This window comes from Stenotrophomonas koreensis (genome assembly GCF_001431525.1).
Classification (GTDB): Bacteria; Pseudomonadota; Gammaproteobacteria; order Xanthomonadales; family Xanthomonadaceae; genus Stenotrophomonas; species Stenotrophomonas koreensis.
This window is the reverse complement of sequence record NZ_LDJH01000005.1, coordinates 67268-83994: the sequence shown is the minus strand read 5'-3', so window position 1 is coordinate 83994 and position 16727 is coordinate 67268. Positions and strand designations below refer to the sequence as shown.

Sequence of the window (16727 nt, the reverse complement as noted above, 5' to 3'; positions counted from 1 at the left end):
GGCGTTGATGACCGGGCCGCTTCCCTGCCCGGTCAGGAGCCGGCCTGTTGCCGCAGCCAGGCCGCCCGGTGTGCAGCCGGTTGCTGCAGCAACGTATCGCGCAGGACCTGGCGCTGCTCCGGTGCGGTGCGCTGGGCCAGGCGGATCAGCCGCTGCAGTGACGGCTCATCCAGCCCATGCAGCAGCTGCAGCAGCGCCTCGCGCTGGACCGGGTCGACATAGGCAAACAACGGCTGCAGCCCGGGCCAGTGCCGGCCCAGCCGCGGACCCAGCCGCCAGCCCGTGCGATGGAGCTGGTCCAGGCCACTGAAACTGCGCTGCAGCTGCTGCTGTTGCGGCAACGGCAGTTGCTGGTATTGCCGCCAGGCCGCCTGGATACGCTGCCGCTCGGCCGCGGGCAGCTGCTGGTACTGCTGCTGCCAGGCCTGCAGCTGCTGCTTGCTGGCGGCCGTGCTGGCCGACACGACGGCGGGGATCAGCGCCAGCATGGCCACCATCAGCCCGGTCCAGCGCGCGCGCAGGGATCGCACCATCGGTCAATTGGCCTGTGCCACCCCGGCCGCCAGCGCCACCGCCTGGGGGGCAGGATTGCGCGGCTGCTCGTTGGACTCATCCACCGGCAGCGGCCCACCGGCAGCCACCCAGGCCAGGAAATCGGCCTGCTCCAGCAACGCCGCCTGGGCCGGATCCACCACCGGCTCGACACTGGCCGGCGCTGCCGGTGGCGGCAGCTCCAGCTGCTGCAGGTTTTCACTGCGGACCGGGTTTTCCACTTCCAGCCCGGCCGGCGCCGGCTGCTCCGTGCCGGCGGCTGATGTCGACTCCCGGGAGGAGGACAACCACGCCCATGCCACCCCTGCCAGCAGCGCGGCGCCAGTGAGCAGCCACAGCCACTGGCCAAGCGGGGAACGGGTCGCCGGCGGCTTGCGCTCGCGCCGCTCGGCCTGCATCACCGGCACCGCGGGTTCACGCTGCGGTGCCTGCGGGCCGGTGCTGACCAGGCTCTCGCGCAGCCGCTCCAGCTGAGCCTGGCGCTCCGGTGACAGCTCCCGTACGCGCGCCTGTACAGCCTCGGCCAGTCCACGCCAGGCCTGGGCATCGGGCTGGCCCTGGTGATCGCGCGGACAGGCCTGTGCCAACCACTGGCAATAGGCCTCAACCTCGGTGCCCAGCACCTGCGCGGCCAGGGCTTCATCCAGTCCGGCGCCGATACGCAGCAGCAGCGCCAGCCGCTGGCCATCGGTCAGGCCGGGCAGATGCAGCAGATCTTGCGGCCACTGGCCTTCATCGGCCGGCTGGCGCAGTTGCGGGGTGCTGCTGAGCAGGCGCCAGAACTGCAGCGGCCACTCGCTCATCGGTTGATCGACGGCGGCCGGGACGAAGGCACGCATGGCCACGGCGACCGCACGTTCGGCGACCAGCACCTCGCCGGTCTGGTATTCAGCAACCACCAGGGCGCGGCGCTCGATGCCACGGATGAAGGCGGCCAGCGCCGGAGATGTCAGGGGAGTTGAGGCAGTCACGGCAGGGCTTGCTTGCAGACAGGCGACCATCATACCGGCGGTGCCCCAACACATGCCGTACACAGACCATGGGCCGGCTCTGGCTAGCCCGAAGCCGGGGTGCCCGTCAAGGTTGTACACAAGCAGACCCGCCTCGGCACAATCTTGCTGAATCTGCTGGATCGTCGTACCAGGCAGCAATGTTCCACGCACAACCTATTGATTTAAATCATATTTATAAGTTGGCTATTTTTTGACCAATCCAACTCAAAGCCTCCAGCCATCGCTCTTCCGGCGTGGAGCCTCGCACTGACCCACAGACTTATCCACAGAGGATGTGGATAACCAAAAAATATCAACTGCAGCCAGTATTTACAAAGCATTCATGTAAAAGACGCGATGTCTGACCCTGCCGCAGGCACTACACTGGGCACATCATGCCCCTGCCGATCACTCGCCTGCGGGTTGCGGTTCCGGTACCGCTCCCCCGCCTGTTCGACTACCTGAATACGCCTGAAAACCAGCCCGCCCAAGCGTTGGGCTGCCGCGTCCGGGTGCCCTTCGGACACCGCCAGCTGACCGGTATCGTGGTGGCCGTCGACCCTGCACCGGGCGACAACCAGGGCGCACTCAAGCCCATCCTGCAATGGCTGGACAGCAGCCCGGTGTTGGGTGGCGAATTGCTTGACAGCCTGTACTGGCTAAGCCGCTACACCCATGCACCGGTCGGTGAGGTGCTCAGTACCGCCCTGCCGGCCCTGCTGCGCCAGGACCAGCCACAGCCCGATACCACCGCGTGGGGCTGGCAGCTGACCGGCAGCGGCCACGCCGGCCTGTCGCACCTGCGCGCCGGCGGGCGTCCGCGCCGCCTGGCCGAGCTGCTGGCCGGCGGCCTGCTGGCCGAAGACGTGCTGGATGCCCGGCTGCCCGAGTGGCGTGCCAGTGTCCGCGACCTGGCCCGGCGCGGGCTGGCCCAGCGGCTGCCATTGACCGAGCCGGCGCTGCCGCTCGACAGCGGCCCGGGGCCGGCGCTGAATGAGCAGCAGCGCGTTGCCGTTGAGGCCATCCAGGCAGCGCAGGGGTTTTCCCCGTTCCTGCTCGATGGCATTACCGGCAGTGGCAAGACCGAGGTCTACCTGCAGGCCATCCAGCACTGTCTGGCCAGCGGCCGGCAGGCCTTGATCCTGGTTCCGGAAATCGGCCTGACCCCGCAGACCCTGGGGCGTTTTCGCCAACGCCTTGGGGTGCCGGTGCACGCCCTGCATTCGGGCATGGCCGATGGTGCGCGTGCGCGCAGCTGGCTGGCGGCGCTGCGCGGGCAGGCACGGGTCATTGTCGGCACCCGCTCGGCGGTGTTCACTCCGTTGCCCAACGCCGGTTTGATCATCATCGATGAGGAGCATGACGCCAGCTACAAGCAACAGGACGGCTTCCGTTATCATGCCCGCGACTTTGCCCTGGTGCGTGCCAAGGCCCTGGACGTGCCGATCGTGCTGGGCAGTGCCACCCCGGCGTTGGAGACGCTCAACAATGCCCTGGCAGGCCGCTATGCCCACCTGCGGCTGAGCCAGCGCGCGGCGGCAGCCGCTCCGCCACGGGTGCGGATCATGGATATGCGCAAGCGCCGGCTGCACGATGGCCTGTCCGACCAGGCGCTGGCCGGCATCGCTGAACACCTGGCCGCCGGTGGCCAGGTGCTGGTGTTCAAGAACCGGCGCGGTTACGCCCCGGCCCTGCTCTGCCACGACTGCGGCTGGACCGCCCCGTGCCTGCGCTGCGATACCCCACTGACCGTGCATGGCGCCGGCCGGCGCCTGCAATGCCACCACTGCGGCGCCCGTCAGGCGGCACCGCTGGCCTGCCCGCAATGCGCCGGACTGGCCCTGCAGCCGCAGGGCGTGGGTACCGAACGGCTGGAAGAGCGGCTGCAGAGCCACTTCGCCGACGTGCCGGTGGTGCGCATCGACCGCGGCACCACCAGCCGCCGCGACGCGCTGGAGCAGGCACTGGGCGAACTGGGGCAACAGCCCGGGATCCTGGTCGGCACCCAGATCCTGGCCAAGGGGCATGACCTGCCCAACCTGAGCCTGGTGGTCGTGGTCGGCATCGACGAGGGGCTGTTCTCGGCCGATTTCCGCGCCAGCGAAAAGCTCGCCCAGCAGTTGATCCAGGTGGCAGGACGCGCCGGACGCGCCCAGCGCCCCGGCGAGGTCTGGCTGCAGACCCATCATCCGCAGCACCCGCTGCTGCAGACCCTGGTCAACGGCGGTTATCACGCCTTTGCCCACAGCGAGATCGAACAACGCCAGGCAGCCGGCTTTCCGCCTTTTGCCCACCTGGCGCTGCTGCGCGCCGAGGCGCAACAGGCAGCACTGGCCAATGCGTTCCTGGAAGCGGTGCGGGCACTGCTGCCGGCGCAGCAGGCGGTAGAGCATTACGGACCGATGCCGGCACCGATGCCGCGCCGCGCCGGCTACCAGCGCACCCAGCTGCTGTTGAGCTGCAGCCAGCGCGCGCCGCTGCAGCGGCTGCTGGCCAGCATCGTACCGGCGATCCATGCGCTGCCCGAAGCACGCCGGGTGCGCTGGTCGCTGGATGTGGACCCGATCGACCTTTATTGACCGCTGCGCCCGGCCGCAGCGGCGGCGCGTGCGTCGGGATGGCGGCGGTCACGCACATAGACCGCCAGTTCCTGGCGCCGGATCTCGAACAGGTCGATCGCGCCGACCAGGTCGACCAGTTTGCGGTAACCATAGTTGCGTGGGTCCAGCGAGGCACGGTTGGCGATCTGTTTGCCCACCGCCGCCAGCGAGGCCCAGCCGCGGTCATCGGCCACCGCCTCCACCGTGCTGCGCAGCAGGTTGACCAGTTTGGTATCGCCGCGCAGCGCCGCGCCGCTGATCGCCCCGCCAGCGGCCCCACCACCGGGACTGGCCGTTTCACCCGGCGTGGGCACAGGGCGCGGGCTTTCGGCCGCTTCCTGCTCACCCAGTGCTTCGACATAGGTGAACTGCGAGCAGGCATTGACGAAGGGCAGCGGTGTCTTGCGCTCGCCAAAGCCATAGACCTTGACGCCGTCATTGAGCAGGCGCATCACCAACGGGGTGAAGTCGGCATCGGAAGAAACCAGCGCAAAGCCATCCAGGCGACCGCCATACAGCAGGTCCATCGCATCGACCACCATCGCCATGTCCGAGGCGTTCTTGCCCTTGGAATAGGCGAACTGCTGCATCGGCCGGATCGCAAACTCGTGCAGCACCGCTTCCCACTGTTTCAGGTTCGGGCTTTTCCAGTTGCCATACGCGCGCCGCACGTTGGCCACCCCATGGCGGGCAACCTCGGCCAGCACCTCGTCAATCTTGGCAGCAGGCGCATTGTCGGCATCGATCAATACCGCGATGCGCTTTTCCGGTTCGGACACAGGCAGTTCCTCCATCAACAAGGCAGGCAGCCACCCGCGGCTGCCGACAGGCGATCACGGTGGCACGGGCGCTGATCGCCCGGCAAGCATCCGTGCGCAGCGCGGCAGATCCGCTGCCCTTCCCGTGCCGCAACCCCGAGACCATCGTGCCGACCGTGGACGTGTGGTGGATCCGGCTGACACCGTGGGTACTCGTCCTGGGCGGCTCGCACCACACAATGGCCTGGCCGGCACGACGGCGCCATGGCCCATCGCTGCCACCCGCACGCTTTTCCCGCCCCGCGCTGACTGGACGATCCCTGACGCTGGCGGCGGCCTGCGCAACGGGCGACACAGCAGTTGCCGTTGCAGTGCGGCGCCCGGCCCGGGCCCAGGCAGCGGGCACAAAAGACAAGGCCCGGAACATTTCCGGGCCTTGTCTGGGGCAATACCGTCAGCCAGCCGGTCAGGCGGCGAACAGTGCCTTCATTTTCTTCAGCGCATTGGCCTCGATCTGGCGGATGCGCTCGGCCGACACACCGTACTCGTCGGCCAGCTCCTGCAGCGTCACCTTGCTGTCGGCATCGAGCCAGCGGCGGGCGATGATGTCACGCGAGCGCTGGTCCAGGCCCGCCAGGCCTTCGCGCAGCAGCTGCAGCTGGTTGTCTTCACTGTCGGCACGCTCATAGGCCTGCGACGGGTCTTCGTCCTGTGCCACCAGGTAAGCGGCCGGCGCCGGCGGAGCCCGCTCGTCGTCCTCGTCGGCAGAAGCGTCAAAGCCGACATCGCGGCCGGACAGGCGGGCTTCCATTTCCAGCACTTCGCGCTCGGAAACGTTCAGGTCCTTGGCCACCGCACTGACCTCGGCCGCGTTCATCCAGCCCAGGCGGGTCTTGGACCGGCGCAGGTTGAAGAACAGCTTGCGCTGGGCCTTGGTGGTGGCGACCTTGACGATGCGCCAGTTCTTCAGGATGAACTCGTGCATCTCGGCACGGATCCAGTGCACGGCAAAGGACACCAGGCGCACACCCATATCCGGGTCGAAGCGCTTGACGGCCTTCATCAGGCCGATGTTGCCTTCCTGGATCAGGTCACCCAGCGGCAGGCCATAGCCGTTGTAGCCACGGGCCACATGGACCACGAAGCGCAGATGCGAATGCACCAGCTCGCGGGCGGCATCCAGGTCATTGTCATCACGCAGGCGACGTGCCAGGTCCTGTTCCTCATCGACCGTCAGCACCGGAATCTGGTGCACGGCACCGATGTAGGCATCCAGCGAACCCAGGGCGCTGGGAATCGGAAGATTGTTGGCCACAAGGGCGTTGGAAACGGTCTGGTTCATGGGACCTCATCTTAGCAGTCTTGCTATTGGACCTGCCGGTACAGAAATAGTTTCAGAATTCCATCAGCGAAACAATGAATACGGCAAATCTTAACGGGAGCCTGAAATGGAACGCATCCCAGCGCCAGACACATTAGCACGCCCGGATGGCGATGCCGTGACGTGGATCCAACCGCGTATCGATCATTCAGCCCGCATCAGCCGATGCCCTACCCCGCGTCAACGCGGCAGCTGCGGGCAGCGACCAATCCAGCGGCCGGCCGCCACCACGGCACAGGTAGTCATTGGCCTGGGAAAAATGCCGGCAGCCCAGAAAACCCCGGTGCGCCGAGAGCGGCGAGGGGTGCGGGGCGCGCAGCACGCGATGGCGGGAGGCATCGATCATTGCCCCCTTCTTCTGCGCGTAGCTGCCCCACAGCATGAATACCAAGCCTTCGCGCTGGCGGTTGAGTACATCCACGACATGGTCGGTAAAGCCTTCCCAGCCGCGCCCCTGATGACTTCCCGGCTGGCCCTGCTCGACGCTGAGCACGGCATTGAGCAGCAGCACCCCGCGCTGTGCCCACGGCAGCAGACAGCCATGATCCGGCCGCGGCAGGCCCAGATCGGACTCCAGCTCTTTGTAGATATTCAGCAGCGACGGAGGCACCGGGACACCGGGCAGCACCGAAAAGCTCAGGCCATGGGCCTGCCCGGGGCCGTGATACGGATCCTGGCCAAGGATGACCACCCGCACCTGGTCAAACGGCGTGGCATCAAAGGCGGCAAACATCTGCCGCGGCGGCGGGAACACCGTCGCCCCGGAAGCCCGGCGCTGGCGCAGGAAAGCCGCCAACGCCTGCATGTCCTGGCGCAGCAGCCAGGGGCCAATGCGCTGCTTCCAGGCCGGCTCCAGCGCCACCTGCTCCAGCGAAGCCCCGCTCACAATATCGCGGCCGGCACCGCCAGCCGTGACAGGCGCAACTGGAACAGCACCTTGGTGATCAGCAGGCGTTCCTCGATCGGCTTGATCACCAGGTCATTGGCGCCGGCCTGCAGCAAGGTGGCCTGGTTGTAGGCATTGGTATCGCCGGTCATGACCAGCACCGGCAGCTCACGCTTGCTGTAGCCAAAGTCCACCCGCACCCGCTCGACCACATCACGGCCGTTGAGTTCACCCTTCAGGGTGACATCGGTCAGCACCAGATCGATGCGCTCGGCACTGGTTCCCAGCGAGTCGGCGGTGAGCAGCGCAAAGGCTTCCTCGGCAGTGAGCACATGCAGCACCTTGAGCTGCTGGCGTTCGAGCATGCGCTTGGTCGCCTCGGCCACCACCCGGCTGTCTTCGATATACAGCACCCGGGCACCGGCAATGGTCTGCGGCTGGACATAGCCGGTAATGAAGGCGGCCAGGGCTTCGTGGCCCAGTGCCTTGTCAAAATAGTCGGTGACATCGTCGCTGAAACGACGCTGCTCAAGGTGCTCCTGGGCATCGCCGGAAACCACGATCACCGGCACATAGCGGCGTCCGGCCTGCTGGCGCACCAGCCTGGCCAGGGCCAGGCCATCGCCATCGGGCAGGGCCAGCGAGGTGGTCACCAGATCGACATCGCCCTGCTCCAGCACCGCCTGCGCTTCGGCAATGCTGGCGCAGGACAGCACCTGCACCTGCGGCAGCTGGCGCTTGAGTACGTCGGCAATCAATTTACGCACCAGACGCGAACCGTCCACGACGAGTACGCGCGGCGTTTCACTGATCAGGTGTTTGAGGATTTGGGCTTGCATGTTCAACCTTTGACCAGACGGTTCTGGCGCAGCACATGAGATGCCACCAGCCAAGCGCCGGTGACACCGATAACAGTGGTTCCAAGCAGGACAAAACCCGAGTGCAGCGCATCGAGCGTCTTGAACACGAACGGGCTGGCATAGCTCTGGGTCAACGCGGCCAACGGTGGCCGGATCGCGGCCACGCAGGCGGCCCACAGCCCCAGCGCGACAACGCCTGCCCCCAGGCCATACCACGCCCCCAGATACAGGAACGGGCGCCGGATGAAACCGTTGCCGGCGCCCAGCAGCTGCAGCACATCGATCTCCTCGCGGCGGGCAAGAATATCCAGGCGCACGGTATTGCCCACCACCAGCAACGCGCCGATGCCCAGCACGCTGGACAACAGGTTGACCAGACGCGTCCCCAGCGCCAGCCAGCCATCCAGGCGCTGCCGCCACAGGGCATCGTGCTGTACCAGGTCGGCCTGCGGCAGTGCGGCCAGCGCCTCACCCAGGGCCTGCTCATCGCTGCCGGCAGCCGGGGTTACCAGCAACACGCTGGGCAACGGATTTTCATCCAGCACGTCAATGGCCTCGCCCATCCCGGCGACGCTGCGCAACTCCTGCAACCCCTGCTCGGGGGTGCGCAACTCGATGCCCTGCACATCGGCACGCTGCTCCAGCTCGGTGACCAGTTTCCTGGCCTGATCCACGCTGAAATCCGGGTGCAGGAACAGGCTGATCTGGCGCGATTGCTGCACGCTGCCGGCAAAATGCTTGAGGTTGTCCAGCGCGATGGACAGGCCCATCGGCAGGGCCAGCGCCAACGCCATCACACTGACCGTGAGCAGGGTTGCCCAGGGCCGGCGCAGGCAGCGCAGCAGGCTGCTGACGGCCGCCTGCCGGTGATGCCCCAGCCAGGCACGCGTTGCGGAGGGAGCAGGCGCTGTGGCCAGCGTGCGCGTACTCATGGCGCCAGGTCCTGCGGGCCGATGTCGTCCACTAATTGCCCCTTGTCCAGCACCAGCACGCGCTGGCGCATCTGTTTGATCAATCCCAGGTCATGGCTGACCACCAGCACGCTGGTGCCAGCGGCGGGCAGCTCGGCCAGCAGCGCCATGATTTCCGCGGCCAGGGTCGGGTCCAGGTTGCCGGTGGGCTCATCGGCCAGCAGCAGCCGCGGCCGGGCCACGATGGCCCGCGCAATCCCCACCCGTTGCTGCTCCCCGGCCGACAGCTCGGCCGGCCTGGCGTTCAAGCGATCGGCCAGGCCCATCCGCGCAAGCACCTCGCGCACCCGCAGACGGATCTGCGCGGCAGCCAGTCCACGTACCAGCAGCGGCAGGCCGACGTTGTCGGCAACGCTGTATTCGGCCAGCAGGCGATGATCCTGGAAGACCACCCCGACCTCGCGCCGATGCTGGGCAACCTGGCCGGCACGCACCCTGCCCAGATTGCGCCCGGCAAAGATCACTTCGCCACGGGTCGGCCGCTCGGCCAGGTGGGCCAGCTTCAGGATGGTGCTCTTGCCCGCACCGGAGTGCCCGGTGGCAAACGCCATCTCGCCTTCGCCCAGCGAAAAACTGAGTTCGGACAAGGCGGTTCGCCCACCGGGGTAAGTTTTGGTGACCGCATCAAAACGCAGAACGCTCATGCGTTGATTATGCCGGAGCGCGGCGGGATGTCACCGCCGCGCGTCACGTCCCCGGCAGGCGCAGGATCAATTACCGCCGAGCATGCGGCGGATCTTGCGCCCCATACGGGTCAGGAACGACTCGGATGGGTCGGCCTTGGGCTCGGCCTTGCGCACCGGGGTTGCCGGCACCTGCACCGGACCGGCAGCCTGGATGGCAGCATCGACGCCTGCTTCTGCCCCTTCCAGCGGACGGCCGCGACGACGGCGACGACGCTTGCGCGGTGCCTTGTCGCCCTCGCCAGCCTGCGGCGCGGCGGCAGCGGCTTCGGCCACCACCGGATTGAGCGCGGCCTCGGCGACAACGGCCTCGCCCTCGCCTTCGACCCGCGGCTTGCGGCGCGGACGCTGGCCACGCTCACCCTCGGCGCGCGGGCCACGCGGACCACGCTCGCCGTCCCGGCGCCCGCCAGGGCCACCACTGCGGCGACCGCCGCCACGGCGCTCTTCCTCGGCGGCCTTGGCTTCACGTGCTTCGCGGAAGATCGCGCCGACGCTTTCGGTATCGTCGACTTCGCCTTCGGCCAACGGCTCACGCGGCTTGCGCGGCAGCGGGGTCAGCAATTCGGCCGTCACCGCCTCGACCGGGATCTTCTGTTCGATGTAGGCCTCGATATCGGGCAGGCTCATCGCATAGCGTTCGCAGGCAAAGCTGATCGCATCGCCCTCTTCGCCCAGGCGTGCGGTACGGCCGATACGGTGGACATAGTCCTCCGCGTCAAACGGCAGGTCGTAGTTGTAGACGTACTTGATGCCGTCGATATGCAGGCCACGGGCGGCGACATCGGTGGCCACCAGTACTTCCAGCTGGCCGGCCTGGAAGCGCTTGAGCAGGCTCTCGCGCTTCTTCTGCGGTACGTCACCGGAGAGCACACCGACACGGTAGCCGGCCTTTTCCAGCGCCCGCGCCACCCGCTCGACAAACACCTTGGTGTTGACGAACACCATGGTGCGCGCGCCCTCGCTGCGCGAGAGCAGGCCCAGCAGCAGCGGCAGCTTTTCTTCATCGGCCGGGAAATAGATGCGCTGGCGGACGCGGGCCGCGGTGATGTGCTCGGTCTCCACCACCAGCTTCTGCGGCTCGTTCATGTGTTCATAGGCCAGCTCGAGCACGCGATGGCTCAGGGTGGCGCTGAACAGCAGGGTCTGGCGGGTGGTGCGCTCGGGCATCCGGCGCAGCAGGAAGCGGATGTCCTTGATGAAGCCCAGGTCGAACATGCGGTCGGCCTCGTCCAGCACGCAGACCTCGCAGGCGTGCAGCGAGACGACCTTGTGCTGCTTGACATAGTCGATCAGCCGGCCCGGGGTGGCGATGATCACATCCACGCCCTGCTGCAGCAGCTCACGCTGCTTGTCGTAATCCACCCCGCCGTAGACCAGCGCAAAACGCAGGCCAAGGTCGGAACCGAACTTGACCGCATCCTTGTGGATCTGGATCGCCAGTTCGCGGGTCGGGGCCAGGATCAGCGCACGCGGATCTTCCGGCTTGCGCTCGGCCAGGGCCGGGCGGGTCAGCAGGCGGTTGATCGTGGCCACCAGGAAGGCCAGCGTCTTGCCGGTACCGGTCTGTGCCTGCCCGGCGACATCCCCACCGGACAGGGCGACCGGCAAGGTCAGTGCCTGGATCGGGGTGCAGCGGGTAAAACCCGCACTTTCCAGGCCGGCCTGCAGGGCAGGATGCAGCTCGAAAGCAGAAAAGGTGACATCGGTCAGCGGTTTGTCGCTCATGAATCCAGTCTTGTTCTTTTATGAGTGCCAGCCCGCCAGGAATGCCGGTCGGCTTGCATCGGTTACGGCAGAGTCGCACACTGCGTCCCTTCCGCCGGGTAGCGTGCCAGTCGGGCTTTGATCTCGGCAGCGCGCTCAGTCTAACGTCATAAGTTTAACGCAATGCATCCGTCAACCCGGCATGACGGTTCGCATTCCCCCAGGAGACTCTTAAGTGAGCGACAAGGTTATTCACGTCGGCGACGCCGATTTCGATACTGCAGTACTGCAGTCCGGCCAGCCGGTGCTGGTCGACTTCTGGGCCGAGTGGTGTGGTCCGTGCAAGATGATTTCGCCGGTTCTGGATGAAATCGCCGCCGCCTACGATGGCAAGCTGACCGTGGCCAAGGTCAACGTCGACGAGTCGCGCGCTACCGCCGTGCGCTACCACGTGCGTTCGATCCCGATGCTGCTGCTGTTCAAGGATGGCCAGATCCAGGCCACCCAGGTCGGGGCTGTCGGCAAGAGCCAGCTGGTACAGATGATCGACAAGGCTCTGGCCTGAACCATTGATCCGCGCGCCGGACCTGCTGTGGTACCGGCGCGCAGTTTGTGTTTTCACTCACTTGCGCGCCGCCGGGCGGCGGTGTTAGTGTCGAAACGCCGGCCGCATTCGCGTTGCCGTGTACGCCCCGCCGATCAGGCGCAGGCGCTTTCCCTTCTTTCAACTCCAACCAGTTCGCCGCCCGACCGGGGCGCTCGCACGCCATAGCGAGAGGAATCAAGCACTTGTCCGAGAACACTCCTTCCGAAACCGGAAGCGCCGACGCACCCGTCGAGAAGCGCGTGCGCAAGCCGCGTGCGTCCAAAGCCGCCGCAGTGTCCGACAGCCCTGCCGCTGGGCCGCAGGCCACTCTGCCGCTGCCCCCGCCCACTCCAGAAAGCACTGCGCGTAGCCAGGCCCCGGCTGCTGCAACGCCACCGGCTGCCAGCCAGTCGCCGGCAGGCAATGAAAACACCGCCAGCACGGCGTCCATGACCGAGGGCAGTCCGGCCCCGACCAGCAACAACGGCGGCGATGACGCCGGCCAGGACCAGCGCCAGAACGCCCCGTATGCAGGCTTCAGTGGCCAGCAGGGTCAAGGTCAAGGTCAGGGTCAAGGCAACCGCCGCGACCGTTTCCGCAACCGCCGCGACCGTGACCGCAGCCGCGGCCGCGACGACAGCATGGGCAACGACGGCGGCAACGAGACCTTCGTACCGCGTCCCCACCCCAACGTGCCGGAAGGTTTCCCGACCTACTCGCTGTCTGATCTCAAGCGCATGCCGGCACACAAGCTGCTGGAGATTGCCGAGCAGCTGCAGATCCAGGAAGGTGTGGCGCGTGCGCGCAAGCAGGACGTGATCTTCGCCCTGCTCAAGGTGCTCACCCGCCATGGTGAAGGCGTCGCCGCCGACGGCGTGCTGGAAATCCTGCCCGACGGCTTCGGCTTCCTGCGTGCGGCCGAGGCCAGCTACCTGGCCGGCCCGGACGACACCTACATCTCGCCCAGCCAGATCCGCCGCTTCAACCTGCGCACCGGTGACCACATTTCCGGCCGCATCCGCTTCCCGAAGGACGGCGAGCGCTACTTCGCGCTGAACATCGTCGACACCATCAACGGCGAGCCGATCGAAGCGTCCAAGAACAAGGTCCTGTTCGAGAACCTCACCCCGCTGTTCCCGCGCAAGCGCTTCAAGCTGGAACGCGGCGACGGTTCGACCGAGGACATCACCGGCCGCATCCTCGACCTGATGGCCCCGCAGGGCAAGGGTCAGCGTGCGCTGATCGTGTCCCCGCCCAAGGCCGGCAAGACCATGCTGATGCAGCAGGTCGCCAGCGCGATCACCTACAACCACCCGGACGTGCACCTGATCGTGCTGCTGGTGGACGAGCGTCCGGAAGAAGTGACCGAAATGCAGCGCACCGTGCGCGGCGAAGTGGTCTCCTCGACCTTCGACGAACCGGCTGCCCGCCACGTGCAGGTCGCCGAAATGGTGATCGAACGCGCCAAGCGCCTGGTCGAGCACAAGAAGGACGTGGTGATCCTGCTCGACTCGATCACCCGCCTGGCCCGCGCCTACAACAACGTGGTGCCGTCCTCGGGCAAGGTGCTCACCGGTGGTGTCGATGCCAACGCACTGCACCGCCCCAAGCGCTTCTTCGGTGCCGCGCGCAACGTGGAGGAAGGTGGTTCGCTGACCATCATCGCCACCGCGCTGGTGGACACCGGCTCGAAGATGGACGAGGTGATCTATGAGGAGTTCAAGGGCACCGGCAACAGCGAAGTGCACCTGAACCGCCGCATTGCCGAAAAGCGCGTCTACCCGGCCATCGACATCAACCGTTCCGGTACCCGCCGCGAGGATCTGCTGATCGATGCCGAGCTGCTGCAGAAGATCTGGATCCTGCGCAAGCTGCTGCACCCGATGGACGAGATCAGCGCGATGGAGTTCATGCTCGACAAGATGAAGAACACCAAGTCCAACGACGAGTTCTTCTCTTCGATGAAGCGCTGATTCCAGCGTTTCAGCCAACAAAAAGCCCCGCGCAAGCGGGGCTTTTTGTTGTTGCCGGCTCAGCTGGCCAGCGGGGTTTTCAGCCGCGGCCCGGGGCGGCCGATCATCTCGATCTGCCCTTCCTGCAGCGCCGTGCTGAAGCCGTCATCGTCCTTGCGCAGGAACGGCACGAACAGGCGCGGGCCGGGAATGTAGGGCTGCCAGCGACCACGGCTCGGCTCGCTGCGACCAAAGCCGGAGAGCTGGAAGCTCACCGGCACGCGCAGGTTCCAGCTCTGCGCCTGTGCTGCCTCACCCTGCTCCGGGGCCAGGAAGCGCCAGCGCCGCGCGGCCTGGGTCGAGGTGCGCGCCAGCAGTTCGCGTGCCTGGGCCATGACCCGCTCGGTACCGGCGGAGGTCAGGTCGACCTGCTCGGCCGCCACGTCCAGCACCTGACCATCGCGGCCGACCTGCACGGCCAGGTAGACCGTTCCGGTCACCCCGGCGCGGTAGGCCTGTTCGGGGTAGCGCGGCGGCGTCATCGCCAGCGTGCGCACCCGGCTGCGATCCTCCGGGTCATGCTCGCCGAAGCGGGTGGAGGCGATGCGGATCTCATACCCGCCATCACCGATCTGGCTGGCCACCAGGCGGATGGTCATCGGCGTGGTGAAGGCCACCGGCTGGCCGTCGCGCAGGACCGGTTCGAACTCCCAACCCTGCACCACCTGGTGGACATGGGCCACCACTCCGCCAGGGTAATCGGCCTCGCCGTCGATGCGCAGGGCTGACACCCGGCCATCGGCCTCCACGTCGATCGTGCCGTCGAGCATCATGCTCATCTGCGCCTGCGCGATCACCGCCGCAGGTACCCGGGCATCGGCCTCGGATGCAACACCTGCAGAGCACAGCAGGACCACCAACAGAGCCGCAGCCCAGGCTTTGTAATTCATCATGCTTCCTTACTCTGATGAGAGGGCCCGATGGTGGCACAGCCGGCGCCCGCCTGTCAGTGCGTGAAACCGCTCAGGCCAGACGCAACTGGCGCGGATACGGCGGGATGTCCGGGTACTTCCCGGCGGCAAAGTGCTGCTGCAGCCCCTGCCACCAGGCCGGATCGAACAGCTCGCCGTGGTGCTCGCGCAGCAATGCCAGCAGCGCTGCCGGCAAGCCCATGAACTGGGCAAAACGCTCGGGAAACACATCGCCGGCCTCGACGTGGAACCACGGCTCGTCGGCCATCGCGTCCTGCTCGTTGGCCGCGACCGGCCAGGGGCGGAAATGGCAGTCGCTGACCCGGCAGATCTCGTCGTAATCGTAGAAGACCACCCGGCCGTGGCGGGAAACACCGAAGTTCTTCAGCAGCATATCGCCGGGGAAGATGTTGTTGCAGGCCAGGTCACGGATGGCCTGGCCGTAATCCAGTACCGCCGCCCGCTGCGCCTGTACCGGCTGCTCGCGCAGGTACAGGTTCAACGGCCGGAAACGCCGCTGCACATAGCACAGGCGGATGATCACCTCCTCGCCATCGGCGTGCACGCTCTGGCTGCAGCCCTCCAGCAGCTCCTGCAGCAGCGCCGGGGTAAAGCGCTGGCGCGGAATGCGCAGTTCGCGGTAGGTCTGCGCATCGAGCAGACGACCGATGCGGTCCATCTGGAACACCAGTGCGTACTTGTCCTGCACGTCCTGCCGGCTCATCGCCTTCTGCCAACCGAAGCGGTCGCGGATGACCTTGAACACCAGCGGGTAACTGGGCAGGGTGAATACCGCCATCACCATGCCCGGGGTGCCTTCGGCATGCACCAGCTGCTCGCTGGGATGCTGCTGCAGGTGGCTGAAAAACGCGCGGTAACGCTCGGTCTTGCCCTGCTTGGCGCGGCCGAGCACGGTGTAGATTTCATCCACCGGCTTGCCCGGCAACAGGCTGCGCAGGAACACCACCGCATCGCCGACCGTGGCCAGGTCGGCCATGAAATAGCTGCGTGACACCCCGAACAGATGGGCCACATCGCGCCGCCGGCTCAGCACCGCCTCGACCTTGATCGCCCCGCCCTCGTTGACCAGCGCAATCACGCAGGGGCTGAAGCGGTGTTCGCCCAGGACCCGGCCGACCAGGTAGGCACGCCGCTCGCGGTAAAAGACCGTCTGCAGCAATTCGATCGAGCGCACCGGGTGGCTGCCCCAGTGGGCCAGGTCATCCTGCAGGCGGATGGCAATGGCCGCCGCACAGCGCAGCGGGTGCGCATAGGGGATGGAAAAGCGCACATCGCTAAGCAGGCGCACGAAGGCATCCACCGGGCGCGCCTCGTTGACGGTGTAGATATGCCGCGCCACCGGATGGGTGATCGCATCGGAGGGCTCGATGTCCATGGCCATGAACTCGACACTGGCATCGACTTCCTCAATGGCCAGCAGGCGCCGGGTCAGGGTGTTGAACCAGGTCTTGTACAACTCCTGGTCCAGCAGCTCCTGGATCAGCTGCGCATAGCAGTCGCGTACCCGGGACCAGCTGCAACGATCGATGCCCTGGCGGTCGGGCAGCCGGGACAAGGTCTGGGCAATGCACTGGTCATACAGGCCGATGCGTGCCACCGCATCGTCACGCGCCGCGGACCACGCAGTGGCTTCGAAATGCAGCCTTGCCCGCGCTGTCAACGCGGAAAACTGCTGGTGATAGTGCTCAAACGCCTCCCGCACCAGGCTCGCGTATTGCCACGCCACCGATCCACCCAACCCTTGCATCTGTTCTGCCATCGTCAGCACCCCGAGCCCAGCCCCAGCTTACGGCAGTGGCCGGGGTGA

Annotated in this window: 14 protein-coding genes; 3 read left to right on the top strand and 11 right to left on the bottom strand. The window is 66.6% G+C overall.

Features of this window, described 5'->3' with window-relative positions:
- Window positions 1-32: 32 nt before the first annotated feature.
- Together ABB25_RS01890 and ABB25_RS01885 are read right to left on the bottom strand one after the other, a co-directional pair.
- Window positions 33-533 carry a DUF3106 domain-containing protein gene (locus ABB25_RS01890; protein WP_057662951.1) on the bottom strand — a complete coding sequence of 167 codons (501 nt, stop codon included), beginning with the start codon at window positions 531-533 and terminating at the stop codon, window positions 33-35.
- A gap of 3 nt (window positions 534-536) precedes the next feature.
- The gene (locus ABB25_RS01885) at window positions 537-1523 is read right to left on the bottom strand and encodes a hypothetical protein (protein WP_152980918.1); all 987 of its coding nucleotides are present in this window, start codon (window positions 1521-1523) and stop codon (window positions 537-539) included.
- Window positions 1524-1939: 416 nt separating this feature from the next.
- Between ABB25_RS01885 and ABB25_RS01880 the strand changes: the two genes are divergently transcribed.
- Window positions 1940-4123, top strand: a complete 2184-nt coding sequence (locus ABB25_RS01880) for a primosomal protein N' (RefSeq protein ID WP_057662945.1) — start codon at window positions 1940-1942, stop codon at window positions 4121-4123.
- On the opposite strand, the gene ABB25_RS01875 is transcribed toward ABB25_RS01880, so the two are convergent.
- The 7 genes from ABB25_RS01875 to rhlB form a co-directional block, all read right to left on the bottom strand.
- Window positions 4117-4938 (bottom strand): NYN domain-containing protein, encoded by an 822-nt coding sequence (locus ABB25_RS01875; RefSeq protein ID WP_057662942.1) that lies wholly within the window; start codon window positions 4936-4938, stop codon window positions 4117-4119. The two genes, ABB25_RS01880 and ABB25_RS01875, sit on opposite strands and share 7 nt — an antisense overlap.
- A gap of 430 nt (window positions 4939-5368) precedes the next feature.
- Window positions 5369-6244 carry an RNA polymerase sigma factor RpoH gene (gene rpoH / locus ABB25_RS01870; RefSeq protein WP_057662941.1) on the bottom strand — a complete coding sequence of 292 codons (876 nt, stop codon included), beginning with the start codon at window positions 6242-6244 and terminating at the stop codon, window positions 5369-5371.
- Window positions 6245-6431: 187 nt separating this feature from the next.
- Window positions 6432-7169: a uracil-DNA glycosylase gene (gene ung, locus ABB25_RS01865; RefSeq protein ID WP_057662937.1), complete on the bottom strand. Its 738-nt coding sequence runs from the start codon at window positions 7167-7169 to the stop codon at window positions 6432-6434.
- Complete coding sequence (locus tag ABB25_RS01860; protein WP_057662933.1) at window positions 7166-8008, bottom strand: response regulator; 843 nt, start codon at window positions 8006-8008, stop codon at window positions 7166-7168. Before ABB25_RS01860 ends, ung begins: the two co-directional genes overlap by 4 nt.
- Before the next feature lie 2 nt (window positions 8009-8010).
- The gene (gene ftsX, locus ABB25_RS01855) at window positions 8011-8961 is read right to left on the bottom strand and encodes a permease-like cell division protein FtsX (RefSeq protein WP_057662930.1); all 951 of its coding nucleotides are present in this window, start codon (window positions 8959-8961) and stop codon (window positions 8011-8013) included.
- Window positions 8958-9644: a cell division ATP-binding protein FtsE gene (locus ABB25_RS01850; RefSeq protein WP_057662926.1), complete on the bottom strand. Its 687-nt coding sequence runs from the start codon at window positions 9642-9644 to the stop codon at window positions 8958-8960. The genes ftsX and ABB25_RS01850 overlap by 4 nt, the downstream gene beginning before the upstream one ends.
- A gap of 66 nt (window positions 9645-9710) precedes the next feature.
- Window positions 9711-11411, bottom strand: coding sequence for an ATP-dependent RNA helicase RhlB (gene rhlB / locus ABB25_RS01845; RefSeq protein WP_057662923.1), 1701 nt, complete (start codon window positions 11409-11411; stop codon window positions 9711-9713).
- A gap of 214 nt (window positions 11412-11625) precedes the next feature.
- Between rhlB and trxA the strand changes: the two genes are divergently transcribed.
- Window positions 11626-11955 (top strand): thioredoxin TrxA, encoded by a 330-nt coding sequence (gene trxA / locus ABB25_RS01840; RefSeq protein ID WP_057662921.1) that lies wholly within the window; start codon window positions 11626-11628, stop codon window positions 11953-11955.
- 224 nt (window positions 11956-12179) lie between these two features.
- Window positions 12180-13949: a transcription termination factor Rho gene (rho, locus tag ABB25_RS01835; protein WP_057662919.1), complete on the top strand. Its 1770-nt coding sequence runs from the start codon at window positions 12180-12182 to the stop codon at window positions 13947-13949.
- A 59-nt stretch (window positions 13950-14008) separates the two neighbouring features.
- Here rho and ABB25_RS01830 read toward each other — a convergent pair whose 3' ends face one another.
- Window positions 14009-14878 carry an energy transducer TonB gene (locus tag ABB25_RS01830; RefSeq protein ID WP_160319398.1) on the bottom strand — a complete coding sequence of 290 codons (870 nt, stop codon included), beginning with the start codon at window positions 14876-14878 and terminating at the stop codon, window positions 14009-14011.
- Between the two features lie 73 nt (window positions 14879-14951).
- Window positions 14952-16679, bottom strand: a complete 1728-nt coding sequence (gene aceK / locus ABB25_RS01825) for a bifunctional isocitrate dehydrogenase kinase/phosphatase (RefSeq protein WP_057662913.1) — start codon at window positions 16677-16679, stop codon at window positions 14952-14954.
- Window positions 16680-16727: the final 48 nt, after the last annotated feature.

Coding starts and splice junctions, on each gene's coding strand:
- ABB25_RS01890 (WP_057662951.1), bottom strand. CDS start 533: ATGGTGCGATCCCTGCGCGCGCGCTGGACCGGGCTGATGGTGGCCATG.
- ABB25_RS01880 (WP_057662945.1), top strand. CDS start 1,940: ATGCCCCTGCCGATCACTCGCCTGCGGGTTGCGGTTCCGGTACCGCTC.
- ABB25_RS01875 (WP_057662942.1), bottom strand. CDS start 4,938: ATGGAGGAACTGCCTGTGTCCGAACCGGAAAAGCGCATCGCGGTATTG.
- rpoH (WP_057662941.1), bottom strand. CDS start 6,244: ATGAACCAGACCGTTTCCAACGCCCTTGTGGCCAACAATCTTCCGATT.
- ABB25_RS01860 (WP_057662933.1), bottom strand. CDS start 8,008: ATGCAAGCCCAAATCCTCAAACACCTGATCAGTGAAACGCCGCGCGTA.
- ftsX (WP_057662930.1), bottom strand. CDS start 8,961: ATGAGTACGCGCACGCTGGCCACAGCGCCTGCTCCCTCCGCAACGCGT.
- ABB25_RS01850 (WP_057662926.1), bottom strand. CDS start 9,644: ATGAGCGTTCTGCGTTTTGATGCGGTCACCAAAACTTACCCCGGTGGG.
- rhlB (WP_057662923.1), bottom strand. CDS start 11,411: ATGAGCGACAAACCGCTGACCGATGTCACCTTTTCTGCTTTCGAGCTG.
- ABB25_RS01830 (WP_160319398.1), bottom strand. CDS start 14,878: ATGAATTACAAAGCCTGGGCTGCGGCTCTGTTGGTGGTCCTGCTGTGC.
- aceK (WP_057662913.1), bottom strand. CDS start 16,679: ATGGCAGAACAGATGCAAGGGTTGGGTGGATCGGTGGCGTGGCAATAC.